At 48.7% G+C, this 21,698-nt stretch carries 14 protein-coding genes; 10 read left to right on the top strand and 4 right to left on the bottom strand.

Annotation, left to right across the window (positions count from 1 at the left end):
• Positions 1-234: 234 nt before the first annotated feature.
• The gene (locus tag RQM65_RS10115; protein WP_314014684.1) at positions 235-711 is read right to left on the bottom strand and encodes a CAP domain-containing protein; all 477 of its coding nucleotides are present in this window, start codon (positions 709-711) and stop codon (positions 235-237) included.
• Positions 712-1,276: 565 nt separating this feature from the next.
• On the opposite strand from RQM65_RS10115, the gene RQM65_RS10110 reads away from it, so the two are divergent.
• The 3 genes from RQM65_RS10110 to RQM65_RS10100 all read left to right on the top strand — a co-directional run bounded on the left by RQM65_RS10110 (position 1,277) and on the right by RQM65_RS10100 (position 8,922).
• Positions 1,277-6,796: an alpha-2-macroglobulin family protein gene (locus tag RQM65_RS10110; RefSeq protein WP_314014682.1), complete on the top strand. Its 5,520-nt coding sequence runs from the start codon at positions 1,277-1,279 to the stop codon at positions 6,794-6,796.
• Positions 6,797-6,869: 73 nt separating this feature from the next.
• Positions 6,870-7,829 (top strand): bifunctional Delta(1)-pyrroline-2-carboxylate/Delta(1)-piperideine-2-carboxylate reductase, encoded by a 960-nt coding sequence (lhpI, locus tag RQM65_RS10105; protein ID WP_314016823.1) that lies wholly within the window; start codon positions 6,870-6,872, stop codon positions 7,827-7,829.
• Positions 7,822-8,922 carry a proline racemase family protein gene (locus RQM65_RS10100; protein ID WP_314014680.1) on the top strand — a complete coding sequence of 367 codons (1,101 nt, stop codon included), beginning with the start codon at positions 7,822-7,824 and terminating at the stop codon, positions 8,920-8,922. Before lhpI ends, RQM65_RS10100 begins: the two co-directional genes overlap by 8 nt.
• A gap of 26 nt (positions 8,923-8,948) precedes the next feature.
• Here RQM65_RS10100 and RQM65_RS10095 read toward each other — a convergent pair whose 3' ends face one another.
• Both RQM65_RS10095 and RQM65_RS10090 read right to left on the bottom strand, forming a co-directional pair.
• Positions 8,949-9,425 (bottom strand): hypothetical protein, encoded by a 477-nt coding sequence (locus RQM65_RS10095; protein ID WP_314014678.1) that lies wholly within the window; start codon positions 9,423-9,425, stop codon positions 8,949-8,951.
• Between the two features lie 186 nt (positions 9,426-9,611).
• The gene (locus RQM65_RS10090; protein WP_314014676.1) at positions 9,612-10,124 is read right to left on the bottom strand and encodes a CvpA family protein; all 513 of its coding nucleotides are present in this window, start codon (positions 10,122-10,124) and stop codon (positions 9,612-9,614) included.
• Between the two features lie 48 nt (positions 10,125-10,172).
• Here RQM65_RS10090 and RQM65_RS10085 point away from each other — a divergent pair, with 48 nt between their 5' ends.
• The 7 genes from RQM65_RS10085 to RQM65_RS10055 all read left to right on the top strand — a co-directional run bounded on the left by RQM65_RS10085 (position 10,173) and on the right by RQM65_RS10055 (position 20,794).
• A complete protein-coding gene (locus RQM65_RS10085) occupies positions 10,173-10,529 on the top strand; it encodes a hypothetical protein (protein ID WP_314014675.1) in 357 nt (118 codons plus the stop codon).
• 34 nt (positions 10,530-10,563) lie between these two features.
• A complete protein-coding gene (locus RQM65_RS10080) occupies positions 10,564-10,866 on the top strand; it encodes an antibiotic biosynthesis monooxygenase family protein (RefSeq protein ID WP_314014673.1) in 303 nt (100 codons plus the stop codon).
• Positions 10,867-10,882: 16 nt separating this feature from the next.
• Positions 10,883-13,219 (top strand): penicillin-binding protein 1C, encoded by a 2,337-nt coding sequence (gene pbpC, locus RQM65_RS10075; protein WP_314014671.1) that lies wholly within the window; start codon positions 10,883-10,885, stop codon positions 13,217-13,219.
• Between the two features lie 204 nt (positions 13,220-13,423).
• Complete coding sequence (gene glpK, locus RQM65_RS10070) at positions 13,424-14,905, top strand: glycerol kinase GlpK (protein WP_314014670.1); 1,482 nt, start codon at positions 13,424-13,426, stop codon at positions 14,903-14,905.
• Between the two features lie 150 nt (positions 14,906-15,055).
• Positions 15,056-16,249: a glycine C-acetyltransferase gene (gene kbl / locus RQM65_RS10065; protein ID WP_314014668.1), complete on the top strand. Its 1,194-nt coding sequence runs from the start codon at positions 15,056-15,058 to the stop codon at positions 16,247-16,249.
• Positions 16,250-16,362: 113 nt separating this feature from the next.
• On the top strand, positions 16,363-17,724 hold the full coding sequence (locus RQM65_RS10060; RefSeq protein WP_314014666.1) for an OmpA family protein: 1,362 nt from the start codon (positions 16,363-16,365) through the stop codon (positions 17,722-17,724).
• A gap of 316 nt (positions 17,725-18,040) precedes the next feature.
• A complete protein-coding gene (locus tag RQM65_RS10055; protein WP_314014664.1) occupies positions 18,041-20,794 on the top strand; it encodes a PD-(D/E)XK nuclease family protein in 2,754 nt (917 codons plus the stop codon).
• On the opposite strand, the gene RQM65_RS10050 is transcribed toward RQM65_RS10055, so the two are convergent.
• Complete coding sequence (locus RQM65_RS10050; RefSeq protein ID WP_314014663.1) at positions 20,795-21,508, bottom strand: SDR family oxidoreductase; 714 nt, start codon at positions 21,506-21,508, stop codon at positions 20,795-20,797.
• Between the last annotated feature and the right edge of the window lie 190 nt (positions 21,509-21,698).

Below are 21,698 nucleotides of genomic sequence, written 5' to 3'. Positions count from 1 at the left end.
AGAAAGTTATGATTTCATAAATTTAGGAATTTGTTGGTTAAAAAGGCATACAACAAAGAGAATCCTAAACTAAAAACTGTTCCTTCCAAAAATAAGAAAAGAAAATGGCTTAGGAAATAATAAAGAGAAGCAGTACTCCAATAGCCGTCCGGTTAGATCATGACCACGAGATGGATTGGGGCCTCCTAACATCAAACCAAACCGCTTTCGGGCTTAAGCAGGCCCAAGTATAATTTACCGGTAAAAAATCTGCGTAAAGTAGGCCGTACCGTTCTCATCTTTTTTCACGCTGATGGCGGTATGGGTAAAGTCGTCTTCCATGGTGTGTTTGTGGTTGGCACTGCTCAACCAACCGACGAACGCCCCCGAGGCGGTCGAGTAGTCCTTTGCCACATTCTCGGCGACGAATTGCGCATCGACCTCCTTGGAAATGGCGGAGGCCCTTATCGTGAAATTATCGTGATTGATCGCGCCTTTGCCTATCATATAATCGGTATGGACATTGGCCTGGTCATAGGCGGTCGCATTGAATTGCAGCGCATTCTTTCCTAACGAAACCCGGTGGTCGTTGACGAGGCTCAGTAATTCTTTTTCTACTTCCCTTACGTTTTGGCGCTCGACGCTGTTCAATGTCTCCCCTGACTCTTTTGAGCAAGAGACCAGGGCACATGTAAAAACGGCGAGGACCATTAAATGTATCCTCATTTTCATACAAAGTTCTATTTTGCAGCTAAAGCGGGGCCTGTTCACGGCAGTAGGCGGCAACAAATGAAATTCTCGTGCCTTTAAAGTCGATGAGGGGAAACATCAACAGGAGCAATATTGAAAAATATTCCGTAAACTAACTTCTTTTATTGTTTCTTTTCGATAAAATGCCGGTTTTTTGGATTAGCGGGCCAGCCCGAAGGATTTATTCCAACCTGGTCAGGCATGCATGTCGACCGAACGGAACCTGCGGCTGAACACCCACCTGGGAAACTATTTCGGCGTGAAACGGGAGTAGAATCAAGGGAACTTTAAAGATTTGACTCGATTTGGATAACTTTTTGGGCTTTACGGTGGACTTATCGCAGAAAACAGCGGTATTTTTGAAAAAATTAGTACGGATAGGTTGAGACACTATGAGCCTGGTTTAAATACCTGATCGATAGATTTTAACTACAATTCGAGATGTCCGTTCAAATTAGGTCTCGACTGCGCTCGACCTGACATATTGGCGACAGTGAAACATAATTATTGAGTAACTATCAACTGACCTCTACAAACAGATTTCCGCATGATGGCCAAACCGCTATTTCGTTTACTGCTTCTGTCCTTTCTTTTATTGGGATGTACTTCGAAGGATGAAAGTCCCGCCGATCATCGCGACAACCTCAACCGATTTCAAAATCACGTTACTCAGGTAACCCATGGCATGATTTCCGCACAAGACGAGGTGCGTATTGTTTTGATCGAGCCCGTAACGGGATGGAACAAGGGTGATGAACTCGATTCCGACCTGCTGGATGTATCCCCGAACGTAGCGGGAAAACTTATCGCTTTAGACGGACGCAGCCTTGCCTTTATCCCCAAAAATGGCTTTGCACAGGATACGGAATACCGGATCTCCCTTAACCTAGGTGCACTTATTGAGGAGCTTCCAAAGGATTTGAGAACCCTCGTATTCAACGTCAAGACCCTCGAACAGCAGTTCAATATCTACACCGATGCCCTGCAATCCTATTCCAAGGAAAAACAATACCTCACCGGACAATTGCGGTTTGCGGACGAATTTTCCCTGAAGAAGGCCAAACAACTGATATCGGCCACTCACAATGGGAAAACAATCGGTATAAAATTTGATTCCGCGGTAAAACAAGGCACACAATTTTCGTTCAAGATCGATAGCATCCAACGCTACGAACAGGATACCGAGCTTAAAATTGCTTGGGACGGCGGTGCCTTAGACCTAGACAACAAGGGCCAAAACACCATCATGATTCCTGGAAAGAGCCATTTTACCATACTGGATGCAAGGGTCGAAGCCGGGGAAAACGCTCTCGTTCGGATCAACTTTTCAGACCCTATCAAAAAGGAACAGAATTTTAAAGGCTTGGTGGATTTGGAAGACGACGATGCCCCCAAATATTCGGTCGATGGCAACAGTTTGATAGTCTATCCGTCAAGGGATATCGAAGGTACGGTCGACCTCGAGGTCTTTGAAGGCATCGAAAGTACCGATGGATATAAACTAAAACAAAAATTCAGCGAGCGTATCGCATTCGAGGCGTTACGACCACAGGTGCGGCTCCTTTCGAACGGCGCCATCCTTCCGTCCTCCACCAATTTAAAGGTCAATTTCGAAACGGCTAATTTGAAGTCCGTCCGGGTTGCGGTCTTTAAAATCTTTGAGAACAACATCCTACAATTCCTACAAAACAACAATCTGAACGACCAAGGCAACCTGCGTGCAGTGGCGCGTCCGATAGCCCGTAAAAAACTCTCTCTTCTAAACAATCTCTCCAACCCCGAGGGCAAATGGTCCGCCCATGCGCTTGATCTAGAGTCCCTTATATCGCCCGAGCCAGGAGCGATCTATCGGGTGGAGTTCGATTTCGGGCCGCACGACAGTTACTATCCATGTGAGAGCAGCAATTTCTCGGCGGAACCCGCATCCGAAGAAACCAATATCGAGACCGAGGAAAACGGCTATTGGGACGGTATCGGATATGCCGATACATATTATGGGGACTATAATTGGAACGAACGCGAGAATCCGTGTGCCCGTTCTTACTATTATAACAAAACGGTCGGTACGAACCTGCTGGCTTCCAACCTTGGGGCTACGGTCAAAAAGGGACTCAACAACAGCTACTTTGTGGCGGTCAACGATATCTTGAAAACCAATCCGGTCCCGGGCACCAAGGTCACATTCTACAATTATCAGCAACAGCCGATGGGCCAGGTGGTTACCGAGGCCAACGGTACAGCAATTTACGATGCTGAAAAATTGGCCTATTTTGCCATCGCGGAATACAAACGACAAAAGACCTATGTAAAGCTCAATGATGGCAACGCTCTTTCACTCAGCAAGTTCAGGGTAGATGGGGCACAACTACAAAAAGGATTGAAAGGCTATATTTTCGCCGAACGTGGCGTCTGGCGACCGGGCGACCGCATATTTCTGTCCTTTATGCTGAACGATGCCGCCAATCCCCTTCCCGACAACCATCCGGTCAAGTTAGAGCTGATGGACCCCTATAACAAGGTAATGCATCGGGAAATAAAGACCGTGGAGCTTGACAATTTCTATCAATTCGAGGTCAAGACCGATGACAACGCCCCGACGGGAAATTGGTTGGCCAAGGTATCCGTGGGTGGGGCATCCTTTACCAAGACCCTGAAAATAGAGACCATTAAACCCAACCGGCTCAAGATCAAGACAGAATTCAATGCCGATTTTTTGGACGGGGCCAAACCCATTAATGGCGCTATGGAAGTAAAATGGCTGCATGGTGCGGTAGCGAAAAACTTGAAAGCCGATATTACAGCCCGGTTCAATACGACGGATACACAATTCGAAGCCTATCCAAATTTTGAATTTGACGACCCGACCCGTAGTTTTTCGGTGGAGGACCATGTCGTTTTCGACGGGCAAATCGATGCAGGGGGCCAGGCAGATTTCAGCATTGACCCACAGTTGAAAAGTCGGGCCCCAGGCATGCTGCAAGCGGCTTTCATCACCAAGGTGTATGAAAACGGCGGCGACTTTAGTACCGATGTGTTTACCAAACCCTATTCGCCCTACAGCACCTACGTCGGACTGAAAACGCCAAAGGGCGATGAGACCCGGGGGATGCTCCTAACAGATACCCCGCACACTTTCGAGGTAGTCGCCGTTGGCGGAAAAGGCCGGACCAAAGCAGCCAAGAATCTAAAAGTTAGCGTTCATCAAGTAAAATGGCGCTGGTGGTGGGATACTTCGGCGGACAACCTTTCCAACTTTAGCAATAGCCAGTTCCATGAAAAGGTGTTTGAGACAACGATCGGTACCGGAGCCGATGGCAAAGGAAGCTTTCAATTCGAACTGGAATATCCCGCGTGGGGCCGGTATTTGGTACGGGTCGAGGACACTGATGGCGGCCATGCGACCGGACAGACGGTGTACATCGATTGGCCGGGCTGGGCGGACCGGTCGCAAGAAGGTGACCCATCGGCCGCCACCATGTTGGTATTCTCAACGGACAAAGAAACCTACACCCCAGAGGAAACGGCCACGGTCACTTTTCCGAGTTCGGAGGGCGGTCTCGCTTTGGTCACTGTCGAGAACGGGAGCGAGGTGTTGGAAAATCTTTGGGTCGAGACCGCAAAAGGAGAAACGAAGTTCGAGCTGCCGATGAAGGCCATCTATACGCCTAATGTTTTTATCCATATTTCGTTGCTACAGCCACATGCCAGTACCCTAAACGACAATCCTATACGATTATATGGCGTGGTGCCGGTGGCGGTGGAAGATCCCGCAACCAGGATCCAACCGACTCTTGCCATGCCCGAAGTCCTACGGCCCGAGGAAAAGATTACCGTAAAAGTGGGCGAGCGGAACAACAAAGCCATGACCTATAGCCTGGCAATCGTCGATGAAGGCTTGTTGGACCTTACCCGCTTTAAAACCCCCGATCCCTGGAATACTTTCTACGCCCATGAAGCCCTAGGCGTCAAGACTTGGGACGTTTACGATGATGTCATCGGTGCCTACGGCGGGAAAATCGACCAGGTTTTCGCCATCGGGGGCGACGGGGTACTCGCGGGCGCCGAAAACAAAAAGGCGAACCGCTTCGAACCCATGGTCGTGCACATCGGACCGTTTCATCTAAAAGCAGGCGAGATCAGGTCACATCAAATTGAGATTCCGAAATACGTTGGCTCCGTACGTACCATGGTCGTCGCCGGCAACCTTCAGAAGGAGGCTTACGGGTCGGCCGAAAAAACCACACCGGTTCGCAAGCCACTGATGGTATTGGCTTCCTTACCGCGCAAGATGACTCCGGGCGAGAAAGTGATGCTGCCCGTTACGGTCTTTGCGATGGAAAACAAGATCAAGAACGTAACCTTACAGTTGAAAAAAGATGCCTCTTTCCGGATTTTGGGCCAGTCTTCCCAATCGGTCGCTTTTGACCGCCCCGATGAAAAAATGGCCTATTTCGAATTGGAAGTAGCCGATTTCACCGGGAACGGAAAAGTGACGGTGGAAGCCGACGGAAACGGCGAGACCGCCTCCTTCGAAATCCCCATCGTTGTGGTCAATCCGAACCCCGTAACCTCCGAAACTACGGAGGTGGTATTAGAGCCAAAGGCCTCGCAAACCATTGCCTTGGAAACTTTTGGCATCGCGGGAAGCAGTTCCGCCAGTATTGAATTTTCGACACTTCCCCCGATGGATTTTACCGGCCGGATGCAATCCCTGATCAGCTATCCGCACGGTGGTGTAGAGCAGATTACCTCCGCCGCCTTCCCGCAGCTATACCTGCAAGACATTTTTGACCTCGACGGTAACCGAAAAAAGAAAATCCAACAAAACATCGTCCGTGCCGTAAAAAGTTTGGGCAGTTACCAGAACGCTTCCGGCGGCTTCTCTTACTGGCCTGGACAAAACAACGCCGATGACTGGGGCACCAGCTACGCGGGACACTTTTTGTTGGAAGCGGAAAAGAAGGGCTACGTACTGCCCGTCGGGTTTAGGTCGAGCTGGATTGCTTACCAACGCAACGCCGCCAAGCAATGGCGTACCGCAAGTACGCGCTCGGACCTCGCCCAAGCCTATCGCCTCTTTACCCTCGCCCTTTCAGGCAATGCCGACATCGCGAGTATGAATCGTTTGCGAGAAACAGTCGGACTCTCCGACGAAGCGAAATTTCGCTTGGCGGCTACCTATGCGCTGATCGGACAAGCAAGTGTAGCGAAAGATATTCTAACTACGGCCCGCTTGAACTTTGACGGCTACAAATACAATGGGTACACCTACGGATCGCCCGCAAGAAACCGGGCCATGGCCTTGGAAACCTATATCCTTTTGAACGACAGGTCCAAAGCGCGGAGTCTTGCCGAGACGATCGCCGACGGCTTGTCCGACAACCGCTGGATGAGTACCCAAAGCACCGCCTACAGCCTATTGGCCATGGCTAAATTCGCCAAAATGATCGGCGGGAAAGGTATCAAGGCCACGATAACACTGAACGGCAAATCGGAGCAAGTACGTACCGATAAAACCTTGGCCAACCGTGGACTGACCTTCAACGAAGGAAGTAATACCATCGAAATCCAAAATCAGGAAAGCAACACCCTTTTCGTCAACATCGTTAACAGCGGCGTCTTACCGGTAGGCGAGGAAAAGGTCCTCAAAAAAAATCTTTCCGCCCAAGTGGATTTCAAGGGTCGTGACGGCACTCGATTAGACGTTGCCCAGCTCAATCAGGGCACGGACTTCGTGGCCGAGGTAACCTTGACCAATACCACGGAGAAGACCCTAGAAAATATGGCGCTCACCGAAATCTTCCCCAGCGGTTGGGAAATAGTCAATACCCGCTTCACCGATTTCGGGGATTTCGCCCAAAATGAGCTTACGCATACCGACCTCCGCGACGACAGGGCCTATTTTTATTTTGATATGAAAAAGAACGAGACCAAAACGTTTAGGATTCTGTTGAACGCTTCCTATCTGGGCAGCTATTATCTGCCCGGCATCCAGGCCGAGGCCATGTACGACCATGATTACTTGGTGCGGACCAATGGACAGTGGGTCGAGGTGGTGCAGGAGTAAGGTGTAAATCAAAAAATCAGGGTCAATTATCAGGGTTGCAGCCGTCCTCATTAATTCCCTATTTTTGAGCGTTATGGAAGATATGGTTCAAATACCCGACGATTTTATCAATAAAAACACGGACTTTCCGGAGCTGATCGCTGCCCTGAAAAAGGGATTCGCCTCGGAAGATATCTTGGTACCCATGCGGCACCACCACGATTTTCCGAACCCAGAGGTGGGGGCCGATTCCACCCTTTTGCTGATGCCGGCATGGCACTCGGGAAAGGTGGCCGGGGTCAAGATCGCTACGGTAAGTCCCGAAAATGGTCGGTTTGACCTGCCTTCCATTCAAGCCGTCTATGTTTTGTTGGATGCTTTAAAGGGTACGGTAATGGCGATGTTGCAGGCCAAAAGCCTGACCGCAAAGCGTACAGCCGCTGCCTCGGCCCTGGCCTCTTCGTTTCTGTCTCGAGCGGATGCTTCTTCGCTGTTGATGATCGGTACCGGCGCACTTTCAACCAATCTGATCCTTGCCCACGCCAGCGTCAGGCCCATTAAAAACGTATACGTTTGGGGACGTGATTTTGAAAAGGCGCAGTTGGTATGTGATGCCCTAAAGGCAGAGGATTTCGATTGCCGGCCCGTGACGGCCATCGAGGAAAAAATCACGGAGGTCGATATCGTATCGTCGGCAACCCTGTCCCCCGATCCGCTGATTTTTGGGAAGCATCTCAAAATCGGACAACATATCGATCTGGTCGGGGCCTATAAAAAGGATATGCGCGAGGCGGATGACGAAACGCTCCAAAAGGCATCCGTCTATATCGATACCTTTCAAGGCGGACTTAAGGAAAGCGGCGATATTGCCATCCCACTGAAGACCGGTGCCCTAAAGAAAGAGGATATCAAGGGAGACCTCTTCGGGCTTTGCTCCGATAAGGTCAAGGGAAGAAGACATCCCGAGGAAATCACCTGTTTTAAATCTGTCGGCCACGCTCTTGAGGACCTCACGGCCGCATCTTATTACTACCAAAAATTCATCGATGGCTAAGGTGTTCGCGCGTATCCGACAAAAAATTGATCTTTATCCCCCCGAAGATTGGCTGCAGATCAAGAGCATTGATATGCATACGGGCGGGGAGCCCCTGCGGGTCATCGTGGAGGGCTTTCCCGAGCTAAAGGGCGGTTCCGTTCTGGAATACCGTCGGTTTTGTCGGGAACATTTTGACCATTTGCGTACGGCCCTGATGTTCGAGCCCCGGGGCCATGCCGATATGTACGGCTGCATCTTAACGCCTCCCAACGATGAAAATGGCGATTTCGGAGTTATTTTTCTGCATAACGAAGGCTATAGCACCATGTGCGGACATGCCATTATTGCCCTTTCGACCTTGGCCGTTGAAATGGGGTGGGTCGATGTACGGGAAGGAGATAACACCCTCAAGATCAATGCCCCCTGCGGGCGGATCACCGCTTTTGCCCATATGTGCCAGGGCAAGGTCACGGGCGTCCGTTTTCATGGTGTACCCAGTTTTGCAGTGGGTCTCGATAGAACGGTCGAGGTCGAGGGTTTGGGCAAAGTAAGGTATGACCTGGCCTACGGTGGAGCGTTTTATGCCTATGTCGATATGGGGAAGAACCATTTTGATTTCGATTTGACCCCAAATTCGTATCGCAACCTAATTTCTGCCGGGATGGATATCAAACGTGCCGTAGTGCAGCAGGATGCCGGCGTTGTGCATCCGTTCGAGGAAGATCTCAGTTTCCTATACGGAACGATTTTTATCGGGGACCCCTCCCGAATCAGGGGAACCGATCGCATCGAGGATGCCACCGAACCGGACGTTCATAGTAGAAACATCTGTATTTTCGCCGAAGGGGAAGTAGACCGCTGTCCCACCGGGTCTGGCGTATCCGGAAGGATGGCCATCCACTGGGCTAGAGAGGAAATCGAAGTTGGAGAGACCATCGCCATCGAAAGCATTACCGGATCGGTATTCAAGGGGTCCGTAGTATCCGAGCAAGATTATGGGCCATTCAAAGCGGTCATTCCCCGAATAGAGGGTACGGCGCATATCACGGGAACGCACATTTTTATTATCGACCCGAACGACCCGATGAAGGACGGGTTTATCCTGCAATGAAGCCCAACAAGACCGGTCATTTCCCCTCACCACTCCTTCTTCCACTCCCGATATTTTTCGAGCTGCCCCCCGTCTAGAACGGACTGCAACTTGCTTTCCATATCCTGATAGATATTACCGGGTATTTCACCGTTGGCATTTTGTACCCTGTTGAGGTCGTCTCCCATCGCATTTTTAAAATTATCAATTTGCTTCTCCGTCATTTCCAGACGTTCGTACAACGCATCCAAATTGAGACCGGAGCCGGTTTGGGCCGGTTCGGTCGACATCTTCAAATTGTTGGATGCCCCAGTAGTACCCCCGGTCTGCGCGGCGGGCCCCACTCCGGCGGCATCTTCGGGCATAGCCTGCCGTTCGTTGTCTTTTTTTAGTTCCATATTTGAATTTTCACTGGATACTTCCTGGTGCTCGTTCCGGTCCTGCTGTTTTGCATCCTTACAGCTGACTGAGCAAATAATGGCAATTACCGGTAAGGCGTTTAGTAGTGTTCGATACATTTTCATATTGATGGCGTTTAGTGTATATACAATTAAAGATAATAAAACATCCGAAAAAAACCGTTTGAGGATAAGACAGCATCAATCAACGGCTTCCCGACAAATTTTCACGAAGGGAGTGGGCAAATGCCGTGTTGACATAACGGGACTTCACGAATCGCAATAGTCACGGTTTCTAGGTTGGACGATCACCTAAAGAATAAACGTCTCCTTCTCCACCAGCGGCTCCTTTAAGACGCGATCGAACACAAGGGCCCCGATTTGCTTGATGGGTTCATAGAGCACGGACTGCTCCATACTTTCGTCCTGGATTAGGCCGGCCGAAGTATTGACCCTGTCGAAAAACACGAGCAGCGCCCCGAGGATGACCGCTACCTTCACTACGCCGAAAACACCGCCGGCCAACCTGTTGAGCCATCCGAGCAGGGCGAAGGCGGCCACCTTGGTCAAGAGCCTACCCAATAAACTGACCACCAATACAATTAAGATAAATGTAACTACAAACGCGGTGAGGTTAACGTAACGTTCGTTCCAATCCATGTTTTGGGAGAGGTAGTCCCCAATGTAATATGAAAAATGAATGGCACCGTAGATACCGGCGATGAGGGCGGCAATCGAGGCCAGTTCGATAAAGAGTCCGTTTCTAAGCCCCCTCCACAGGCCCCATAAGAGCAATATTCCTAGAATAATATCCAAAAAAGACACGAGCGGCAGTTTTTACAAAAATAGTGATTTGATTTGTACCTTTGAGCCATGTCAAGAGACGAGCAACTAAAACAGAATTGGGATACGCTGGTTAAAAAGCTCTCCCAACAATTCGCCGATGGCGACCCTTTGGATCTGGACGCGATCATCTATCTGGTCGGAATCCAAGAGCTCGGTCAGTTCGATAGAAAGTTTAAAAAGGACCACAAGCTGGATCTGATGCATATCGCCATCTGCCGTTTGCTGGAGCCTTACGGCTACTACGAATTCGAGTTTTTCGATGAAGAAGGATGGCCGCATTATACGATAAAGGAAGAACTGCCACCCTTGAAGGCAGGAGAGCAGTCAGTGCTTATGAAGGAAGCGATCGTCGGGTATTTTTTGGAACTGGAATATATAGGATAAAACTTCAAGCGTCAAATTCCAAATTCCAATAGAAATGGAAAGACCGTATTATGCCGCAATATTTACCTCGTCCCGCGCAGAGGGCGACCACGGATACGCCGAGATGGTCCGTCACATGGAAACATTGGCCCAACAGGAACCGGGCTATTTGGGCATAGAAAGTGCACGCGAAGACACCGGCATCACCGTCAGCTATTGGAAAAGTCTGGAAGCCATCGCCCATTGGAAAGCCAACACGGACCATCTATTTGCACAATTCAAAGGTAAGACCGATCGGTATAAATGGTGTAATGTGCGGATATGTTTGGTAGAGCGGGGGTATGATTTCCACACGTAAAGCAGTCATTTGAGCTATGCCGGCCTTCCCGAAAAAATATTTCTTTACACTAAGTATAGTGGCGACCCTCCTAATCGCCTACTACCTCTGCCTTCCCACCACTCTTTTCAACGCCCCTACCGCGACCGTGGTCGAAAGCCGGCACGGCAGCTTGCTCGGGGCAGTGATCGCCGACGACGAACAGTGGCGTTTTCCGATAGTGGACAGTGTCCCGTACAAATTCAAAAGCTGTCTGTTGCAGTTCGAGGATGCGTACTTTTACCGACATCCGGGTTTTAACCCCGTTTCGATGGTCAAAGCGATGGGCGCCAATATTGCCGCAGGCAGAACCCTACGTGGCGGCAGTACGATCACGCAACAGGTGATCCGGCTCTCACGGGATGGCAAGAAACGGACCTATCTTGAAAAAGCGATCGAACTGGTCCTGGCCACTCGATTGGAGCTTCGGGAACCCAAGGAAGCCATCCTAAAGCTCTATGCCAGCCACGCCCCGTTCGGGGGAAACGTGGTCGGCCTCGATGTCGCCGCCTGGCGCTATTTCGGACTCCGGCCGCACCAGCTTTCCTGGGCGCAAGCGGCGACACTAGCTGTGTTACCCAACGCCCCGGGCCTGATCTATCCCGGCAAGAACCCATCAGCACTTCGGGTCAAACGCGACCGTCTTCTGAAAAAATTGCTGCAGCAAAATCGTATCGACATCATCACCTATGAACTGGCCCTGCTCGAAGAACTTCCGCAGAAACCCCATCCCCTTCCGAAAACAGCCTCGCACTTGGTGCAGTTTATGGCCAAGAAACACCGCGGAAATCGAATCACCAGCACGGTGGACGAAAACCTGCAGCGCAACATCAACGGCCTCGTACAAAAGCACCATCAAAACCTTCGGCAGAATCAGGTGCACAATGCCGCCGTTTTGGTATTGGATGTAAGGTCCAGGGAGGTATTGTCGTACGTGGGCAACACCCAGACCACTGCCGAGCATCAAAGGGATGTCGATTTGATTCAATCGGCGCGAAGCACGGGCAGTACCCTAAAACCGCTGCTTTATGCGGCCCTGTTGGATGCCGGCGAACTGTTGCCCGACATGCTCGTACCCGACGTACCTACCCAGATTGCGGGCTATACTCCTGAAAACTACAGTGAGGAGTACAGCGGTGCCGTACCCGCAAAGGATGCCCTGGCGCGTTCGCTCAACATTCCCGCTGTGCGTTTGCTGCAGAAATATGGCCTCGAAAAGTTCCGCGATCAGTTGGACGCCTTCGGGTTACGGGGACTCGATAGACCCGCCGACCATTACGGCCTGACACTGATCCTTGGGGGCGCCGAAAGCAATCTTTGGGACCTGTGCAAAACTTACGCGAACCTGGCATCCACCGTGAACCACTTTAACCGCACATCAAGCGAATATTTCGAAAAAGAGTTTGCCGATCCCGTGCTGCAAACCGACCAAAGGGTCGAATTCGGGGAAAAATCCATCGAAAAAACCCTTTTCGATGCCGGCAGTATTTATCTGACCTTCGAGGCCATGAAAGAGGTAAATCGACCTCAGGCCGACGAATCGTGGCGGTTCTTCGATAGCAGCAGGCCTATTGCCTGGAAGACCGGTACCAGTTTCGGCAATAAGGACGCTTGGGCCATCGGGGTTACGACCGACTATGTAGTCGGTATTTGGGTCGGCAACGCCGATGGCGAGGGCCGGCCCAATATGACTGGGGTGGCCAGTGCGGCCCCCATCCTTTTCGATGTTTTTGGTTTGCTTCCAAGGTCTCGATGGTTTCAAAAACCCTTGGACGCGTTTGTCGATATCACAGTCTGTTCCGGAAGCGGTTATCTGATGACGGATGCCTGTCCCCCTAAGACCATTTCCATCCCGAACAAAAAGAATTACGTGAAATCCTGTCCGTACCATCATAGGGTTCAGTTGGATGCCAACAGACAATTCCGGGTCAACTCATTCTGTGCCGATTTGTCCGAGACCGTATCCCAATCTTGGTTTACACTGCCGCCCTTGATGGAGTATTATTACAAACGCGTGCATCCTACCTATAAAACCCTTCCCCCTGTTCGTGAAGATTGCCGAAGCACGGGTAGGCCGGTGATGGAGTTCATCTATCCCCAAAATGGAAGCCGTATATCCCTGCCCAGGAATTTTGAGGGCAAGATTAATGAATTGGTGCTCAAACTAGCCCATAACCGTCCCGACACGGAGGTCTATTGGTATCTCGACAAGATTTATTTGCAAAAGACCCGGAATTTTCATGAAATTGGGGTAATTCCATCCCAAGGAGAGCATAAGGTTACCGCCGTCGACGCCCTAGGTCACGAGATTTCAATCATGATTACCGTAGAGTAGTTTGAATGCGGGGAATTAAACCCTATATTTAACGACCGTTCAGTACGATCAGAGGGCCCAAAGACATGCTTTTTAAACAATGCTGTTGATTCTAGCACGCCTTGAGTCTTGATTCATTGTCCACGATCCAAGCCAACGGGCCGGAAAGTGAGCTTGACTCTTAACTCTCAATAAAACAAATCTCATCTAAAATCCCATTTCAAAATGAACTATATCATCTCCCTAGACCAAGGAACCACCAGCTCCCGCGCCCTTTTGGTCGACGAAAACGGAAAAATCAAGGGCATGGTGCAAAAGGAGTTCAAACAGCTATTTCCGAAATCGGGATGGGTAGAGCACGACCCGATGGAAATATTGGAGTCCCAATTGGGCGTATTCGACGAGCTGATCAAAAAGGAGAATATAAACCCGGAGGACATCAAGGCCATCGGAATCACCAACCAGCGGGAGACGACCGTAGTCTGGGACAAACAAACCGGGGAGCCGATCTATAATGCGATCGTTTGGCAGGATATACGCACCGCCGATATCTGCGAACATCTCAAGAATAGTGGATTGACGGAACATGTTCAAACAACAACCGGGCTGGTCATCGACTCTTATTTTGCGGGGACCAAGGTCAAGTGGATTCTGGATAATGTTGATGGTGCCAGGAAAAAAGCCGAAAACGGCGAGCTATTGATGGGCACCATCGATACTTGGCTCGTTTGGAACATGACGGGGAAAAAGAACCATGTTACGGACTATACCAATGCCTCGCGAACCATGGTCTATGACATTGTCAACCTACGATGGGACGATAAAATGTTGAAGGTCCTAGGAATTCCCAAATCGATGCTGCCCGAGGTAAAACCTTCCGCCTATCATTTTGGGGATTATGATTTGGAAGGCACTAAAATTCCGATCGCCGGAATCGCCGGGGATCAACAGGCCGCCTTGTTCGGGCAGGCCTGCTTTAAAAAGGGAACGGCCAAAAACACCTACGGCACCGGATGCTTTATGTTGATGAACACCGGTACCGACCCCCAATTCTCAAAAAACGGATTGCTGACCACCATCGCTTACGGCCTTGACGGGAAGGTGTATTACGCCCTCGAAGGCAGTATTTTTATCGCCGGGGCCGCGATTCAGTGGTTGAGGGACGGATTGGAACTGATCGAGAACGCCAAGGATACCGAGGCCCTTGCGGATTCCGTAAAAGACGAGAATCCGGTGTACGTAGTGCCAGCTTTTGCCGGCCTGGGCGCTCCCCATTGGGATATGTATGCCCGCGGTGCCATCTTCGGCCTTACCCGCGATACCGGAAAGGCGCATTTGGTCAAGGCCACACTCGAATCGCTCGCCTATCAGACTAGGGATATATTGAAAGCCATGGAAAACGATTCGGGCATTCAACTCAAAAACCTTCGGGTCGATGGTGGGGCCTGCGCCAATAACTATCTCATGCAATTCCAAGCCGACATTCTCGATTCCGAAGTTCACAGACCGGAGGTCATAGAATCGACCGCAATGGGCGCGGCATTTTTGGCCGGCATTCAAATTGGATTATGGAAACAGGAGGACGTAGATCAAAACCGTCCTATGGATCGAATTTTCAAGCCTACTTTTGACCGGGTAAAACGCAAGCGGCTCTACACGAAGTGGAAAAAAGCCGTGGAACGGACCATGGGATGGGAAGACCAATAGGCTTTTGACGAAGCAAGGCAGCATCGCGAAATCGGGATGTCATAAGACCGCCCTAAAAGTCATATCCTATTTTAAAGTATTTTCTTTTAGCATCAAAATTCGATTTCTAAACAACCTATTAATCAACTAGGATTAACTATTTTGCAAGTTATGTACGGAAAAATCAAAGAACATCTACAAAACGAATTGGACCAGATCAAAGAAGACGGTCTCTACAAAAAAGAACGTATTATTACGTCTGCCCAAGACGCCGTCATTCAAATCTCGACCGGCGAGGAAGTCATCAATTTTTGTGCTAACAATTATTTGGGCCTATCGTCTCATCCCGAAGTCATTCAAGCGGCAAAGGATACGTTGGACTCCCACGGTTTTGGCATGTCATCGGTACGGTTTATTTGTGGTACGCAGGACATTCATAAGGAACTGGAAAAGAAAATCGCTGAATTTTATGGCACGGACGATACCATATTGTACGCAGCGGCATTCGACGCCAACGGCGGATTGTTCGAGCCTATTCTGACCAAAGAAGACGCCATTATCTCCGATTCGCTGAACCATGCCTCCATTATTGATGGGGTTCGTCTGTGCAAGGCCATGCGGTTTCGGTACGCCAACAGTGACATGGCAGATCTCGAAAAACAACTCAAACAGGCCAATGCGGACAATGCGCGGTTCAAGATTATCGTGACGGACGGGGTTTTCTCCATGGACGGCCTGGTGGCTCCCTTGGACGAAATCTGCGACCTTGCCGAGAAATACGATGCCCTGGTCATGATAGACGATTGTCATGCCACGGGCTTTATCGGAGCTCGCGGACGTGGCACCCATGAAGAGAAAGGGGTAATGGACCGGGTCGACATTATTACTGGCACCCTAGGAAAGGCCATGGGAGGGGCCATGGGAGGTTATACTACCGGCAAGAGAGAGATTATTGAAATATTGCGCCAGCGCTCACGCCCGTATCTTTTTTCGAATTCCCTTGCTCCCGCTATTGTGGGCGGCTCCCTCAAGGCGTTTGAATTGGTGGAAAAGGACAGCTCATTGCGCGATAAGCTTCACGATAACACGGACTACTTTAAAAAAGGACTTAAAGATGCCGGCTTCGATATCATAGATGGCGAATCCGCAATTGTACCCGTAATGCTTTACGACGCCAAATTGGCCCAAGAAATGGCGAGCAGACTGCTCGAGAAAGGAATCTATGTAATCGGTTTCTTCTATCCCGTGGTACCGAAAGATATGGCGCGCATACGCGTACAACTCTCCGCCGCCCATGAAGTGACCCATCTAGACAAAGCCATTGAGGCGTTTATTGAAGTGGGAAAAGCAATGAAAATCGTTTAAATGCATCATTTTTTCCATAAAAGGCGTTAAAAAAATTTATTGATTGATTTTGTTAATAATGTTTAACAACTTACATTTGCAGCTAATAAACACTTAAACTTAAAAATTTGAACATGAAACATCTTAGCAAATTATTGGTTGTCGCCCTGCTATTCGTAGGCGTTGGCAGCATGCAAGCGCAAGACGAAAATAACCCGTGGCAGGTTAGTTTTGGGGTGAACGCCATTGACGTCTATCCGACGAGCGACGACAACTTCCCTACTCAGACCAGCTCTTTTGGTAATGAGTTCTTCAACGCGAGCGACCACTGGAACATTCTTCCTTCCATTTCTTACATTGGTGTATCCCGCTCCGTAGGCAACAATTTGTCCGTTGGTGTTAGAGGTTCGTTGAATAAGATCGACAAATTGGGCGATGTTGGCGTGGACGATCTTTCCCACTATGCTTTAGATGGAACAATAAAATATGCTTTTGCACCCGAATTTATCCTCGATCCATTCGTTGAGATCGGTGGTGGTTATACTTGGGTTGACGAAATTGGTGCCGGTACCGTAAATGGTGGTCTTGGTATCAATTTTTGGTTTACCGACAATATCGGTCTTACCGTACAAACTAGCTACAAGCACGCGTTCGAGGATTACGGACGCAAGCATTTTCAGCATATGGCTGGAATCGCGGTTAAATTCGGCGGCACCGATACGGACGGTGACGGCATCTACGATAAGGACGATGCTTGTCCAGAAGTTGCTGGCTTAGAGGAATTCCAAGGTTGCCCAGATTCTGACGGCGACGGTATTCCGGACAAAGACGATGAATGTCCGAATGAAGCCGGTTCTAAAGAAATGAACGGTTGCCCAGACTCTGATGGCGACGGCATTGCCGATAAAGACGATAAGTGTCCGAACGAAGCTGGTATAGCTGCGCTTGATGGATGTCCTGATGCTGACGGTGACGGAGTTGCCGATGGAGACGATGAGTGCCCGAACGAAGCAGGTCCTGCCGAGAACAACGGATGCCCATGGCCCGATACAGATGGTGACGGCGTCTTGGATAAAGATGACAAGTGTGTTGACACTCCCGGTACCGTAGCGAACGACGGTTGCCCAGAAGTTACCGAAGAAGTTCAGAAGCAATTGAACGAGTATGCTCGTACCATCAACTTCGACACTGGTAAATCATCGATTAAAGCTGAATCAACTTCAGTAATGGTCGACATTATCCAAATCCTGAACGAGTATCCTAATGCTAAGTTCACCGTCGAAGGTCATACGGATAGCGTGGGTAGCGAAAAATTGAACAAGAGTCTATCTGAGTCTAGAGCACTTTCCGTAAAAGAGTTCTTAGTTGACAAAGGTATCCAAGAGTTCAGATTGTCCGCCATCGGTTACGGTGAGGATAAGCCTATCGCCACTAACAACACTAGAGCCGGTAGAGCAGAGAACAGAAGGGTTGAAATCAACTTGGTTAAAGAGTAAGTTTCACTCCATATCATTAGAAAAGCCCTGGCAAATGCCAGGGCTTTTTTTATGCCGAATTCACAGCACATTATCATGGCAACAATCTAATCCCTATTTTTGAAGTCGTTTGCGGGCTGTCATTAGCATTTGAATTTGACGTTTACCTACTTAGACGCCTAATCCCGACTTCGGACTTAGGACGAAATATTTTAAAAGGTGGTTCGTTCATGAGAAATATCGGTAGTCTTGCGTCTTAGGTCATATAGTCTCATGTCATTATTGGACGATTGGGTAAATAGACGGACAAGCATTTTAAGGTTTAATAAGAATGGGTATGACTAGTTTTTTGGAGGATGTTGTAGCCGAGGTCGAAATGAAATATGAGACATTCGAAGACCTCATATTCGTGCTGCCGAGTAAGCGCGCTGGCACATTTCTGAGAAAGGCCCTCGCCGAAAAAGCGGACAAAACCTTTTTCGCACCTGATATTTACAGCATCGAAGAGTTTATCGAAAAAATTTCGGGATTGGCCTATGCAACCCAAACCCAGCAGCTGTTCTACCTGTATAAAACCTACGTATCGCGCAAGCCTGACCCGCAAGACAACTTCTACAGTTTTTCAAAATGGGGCCAGACATTGTTACAGGATATCAATGAGATAGATCGTTACCTCATCGACGCCGAAAAGCTCTTCGACAGTCTTTCCGATATCCAAGAGATGGAACATTGGTCGTTACGACCGGGAAAGACGCAAATGATGGAAGATTACCTCAGCTTTTGGAACAACCTAGAACCCATATATCGCAATTTTAACCATGCTCTGTTGAGCGATGGGTTAGGTCACCAAGGCTTGGTCTATCGAACGGCCTGTGACAAACTGGAGGAATATCTCACCCATATGCCCGCTAAGGTCTTTATTTTTCTAGGCTTTAACGCACTCAATACGGCGGAAAGTCAAATCATTCAGCAAATTCTGGATACCTGTCCCGCTGAAATTTTTTGGGATATTGATAAGCATTTCCTAAACGACGCGGTTCATGACGCCAGCTACTTCATCCGTCATCATGGTAAAACATGGCCCTATCTGGCTGCCCGTGGCATAAAGGGAGTAAGCGAACATTACCTCTCCGAAAAAAAAATAAAGATTATTGGGGTGCCCAAGAATGTTTCCCAATCGAAATACACCGGCCAATTGTTGCATGATATACACCAAGGGCATCCCGGAGGCTTGAAAAGCACAGCTGTAGTACTAGGGGAAGAAAGTCTGCTAAACTCTTTATTGAATGCAATCCCTCCCGAAATCGAGGGAGTAAATATTACCATGGGATATCCACTGCACAAGACGCCCTTGGCAACTTTTTTCGAAATGTTCATCGCCCTTTACATTAACCGTAGTAATCAAGGATGGTTCTACCGTGATATACTTGATTTTTTGGCGCATCCCAGTACCAACGCATTGTTGAATGCAAAAGATGACCCGATCAAGGAAACCATTCAAACCCGTATAAAGAGCAAAAATTGGATTTACATCAAAGCTTCACGACTGTGGGCTTGCACGCATCGGAACGACAAAACGCTCAAGCTGGTCTTTCATGAAAATAACCCCAATCCTCAGGAAATTGTTCAGATAGGACTAAACATCATTGCCGAACTTAGAACAAGGCCTCAAAATAGGGCAAGCCGGCTAGGCATGGAATACCTATACCGGTTCTACGAACTATTCAACCAGCTAGACACACTTCTTGGGACTTATAATTTTATAGACGATCTAAAATCCTTACAGAGCTTATATCGAGAGCTTTTATCCTCCGAGACCCTCGATTTTCAAGGAGAACCCTTACAAGGTCTTCAAATCATGGGGATGCTCGAAAGCCGCAATTTGGACTTTGATACGGTAATTATAACTTCGGTCAATGAGGGAATTTTGCCATCGGGAAAATCAAATAATTCCTTTATTCCCTTCGATTTAAAATTACATTCCAATCTGCCCACCTATAAGGAAAAGGATGCAGTCTACACCTATCATTTTTATCGCCTGTTACAACGTGCCAAGCAAGTTTACATTCTATATAGTACCGAACCGGATGACGGATTGGGGGGCGGGGAACGGAGCAGGTTGATCGATCAACTACTGACCGACGGGAACAGGCCTCAGCATATTGTCGAGACCCAAGCCTCGCCCAGCATATCCCCTAGCTCAAAACATCTGAAACAAATAAAGAAGGACGCGTCGTTGCTCGATCTTATAAAATCACATGCTGCCAAGGGATTTTCCCCGACTTCGCTCAGCAACTACATTCGCAATCCCTTAGAATTTTATCGGCGTTACGTATTGGGCATCGACGATGTTCTTGAAGTTGAAGAAACGTTAGCGGCCAATACCTTTGGCACTATCGTGCACGACACCCTTGAAGATCTGTACCGTCCATTTTTGGGCGAGTATCTCACCGTAGAAGGGCTGAAAACGGCTAAAGCCGATAGCAAGGGAATAATCGAACATCATTTCAAAAAGAGCTACGGAGACGGGGATATCTCAAGAGGTAAGAACCTTATTGCTTTTCATGTCATCCACCGCTATATCGAAAATTTTATTGATCAGGAAATGGAGAATGTCAAGCACCATCGCATCAAACTGTTGGGTCTTGAAGAAAAATTACAGGTATCGCTGGATATTCCTGGAATCGATTTCACAGTTAATTTAAAGGGAAAGCTGGACCGTATCGACGAAATGGACGGTAACGTACGGATTATCGACTATAAAACGGGAAAAGTAACCCCTGCCCAAGTAGAAATTGTAGCTTGGGAAGACATCGCCTCAAATTACGATTACAGTAAAGCCTTTCAAATACTATGTTACGCTTTGATGTACCACAAACAAGACCCGATATCATCTATCGAGGCAGGAATTGTTTCGTTTAAAAACCTCGGTGCCGGTCTGATGCGTTTTGCCACCAAGCCCTCAAAAAGAAGTCGCGCGAAAGACACGAATATTACGCAGGCGACCCTAGATCAGTTTGGTCAAGAGCTGAGTAATTTAGTACTGGAAATCTGCAATCCCGATATACCATTTAGCGAGAAAGAGGTGTAGCTACTTCTTATCGGGCCTACTTGGGCGAACCTCTATTTTACTAGGCAAGGTCCGTGGATGCATCTTTAGCAGGTCGATCACCAGCTCTCCAATATCCTCGGGATGAATTTTCCAATCGTCGGAGCTGTCAGGCTCATTTCCCGCAAAATGAGTTTTGACCGAGCCGGGCATAATCGTTGACACCTTGATATCATACTTTCGCAAATCAAGCATCGCCGCTTGGGTAAAACCGACGACCCCGAATTTCGAGGCATTATAGCCGGCTCCGTTCGCAAAAAAATTGCAGCCCGCCAGACTGGCCAAAGTCATGTAATATCCCTTGGATTTTTTCAGGGCTTCAACGGAAGCCTGAAGGGTGTGAAAGGCCCCGCTGAGATTCGTGTCGATCATTTGATGCCAGTCCTTGTCCGACATTTCATCTATCGGGGCAAAGTTTCCGACCCCCGCATTGGCCAAGACCACATCTAACTGCCCCCATTTGTCCAAAATTTCCTGGACAGCCTTTTTCTCGTCATCGTGATCGGCCACATCTGACTCAATGGCCAATACTTGATCATCTTTTGCTAAGTGTGCGGCCGCTGCCTTGACCGATTTCAAGGTACGGCCACTCACGGCGACTCTCATACCCGCTTCGAGCAGCTTTTGCGCAACTCCATATCCAATTCCTTTAGAGCCTCCCGTAATGTAGGCCACTTTATTCTTCAAATCTTTCATCTGTATCTCTGTTTTTGTTGTTTAAGCTGATTTATTGATGTCAATTTATTTTTGCTGGCCACCTACCGTTGCCTGATCAGTGAAAAAAAAATCCGGACAGGGTGGGTTTGTCGTTTGAATAAGATTGACGGAACGGCTGAAGGCCTTTCCCAATATTTCTTAATCCTAAGTCGCTAAGGTATTCTTTATG

Source organism: Pricia mediterranea (genome assembly GCF_032248455.1).
GTDB lineage: Bacteria > Bacteroidota > Bacteroidia > Flavobacteriales > Flavobacteriaceae > Pricia > Pricia mediterranea.
This window is presented reverse-complemented; position numbering and strand designations above follow the sequence as displayed.

Bases quoted from the DNA above. Each gene is read 5' to 3' on its own strand.
- pbpC (WP_314014671.1), top strand. From the start codon at position 10,883: ATGCCGGCCTTCCCGAAAAAATATTTCTTTACACTAAGTATAGTGGCG.
- glpK (WP_314014670.1), top strand. From the start codon at position 13,424: ATGAACTATATCATCTCCCTAGACCAAGGAACCACCAGCTCCCGCGCC.
- RQM65_RS10110 (WP_314014682.1), top strand. From the start codon at position 1,277: ATGATGGCCAAACCGCTATTTCGTTTACTGCTTCTGTCCTTTCTTTTA.
- RQM65_RS10050 (WP_314014663.1), bottom strand. From the start codon at position 21,508: ATGAAAGATTTGAAGAATAAAGTGGCCTACATTACGGGAGGCTCTAAA.
- lhpI (WP_314016823.1), top strand. From the start codon at position 6,870: ATGGAAGATATGGTTCAAATACCCGACGATTTTATCAATAAAAACACG.
- RQM65_RS10100 (WP_314014680.1), top strand. From the start codon at position 7,822: ATGGCTAAGGTGTTCGCGCGTATCCGACAAAAAATTGATCTTTATCCC.
- kbl (WP_314014668.1), top strand. From the start codon at position 15,056: ATGTACGGAAAAATCAAAGAACATCTACAAAACGAATTGGACCAGATC.
- RQM65_RS10080 (WP_314014673.1), top strand. From the start codon at position 10,564: ATGGAAAGACCGTATTATGCCGCAATATTTACCTCGTCCCGCGCAGAG.
- RQM65_RS10095 (WP_314014678.1), bottom strand. From the start codon at position 9,425: ATGAAAATGTATCGAACACTACTAAACGCCTTACCGGTAATTGCCATT.
- RQM65_RS10055 (WP_314014664.1), top strand. From the start codon at position 18,041: ATGACTAGTTTTTTGGAGGATGTTGTAGCCGAGGTCGAAATGAAATAT.
- RQM65_RS10085 (WP_314014675.1), top strand. From the start codon at position 10,173: ATGTCAAGAGACGAGCAACTAAAACAGAATTGGGATACGCTGGTTAAA.
- RQM65_RS10060 (WP_314014666.1), top strand. From the start codon at position 16,363: ATGAAACATCTTAGCAAATTATTGGTTGTCGCCCTGCTATTCGTAGGC.
- RQM65_RS10115 (WP_314014684.1), bottom strand. From the start codon at position 711: ATGAAAATGAGGATACATTTAATGGTCCTCGCCGTTTTTACATGTGCC.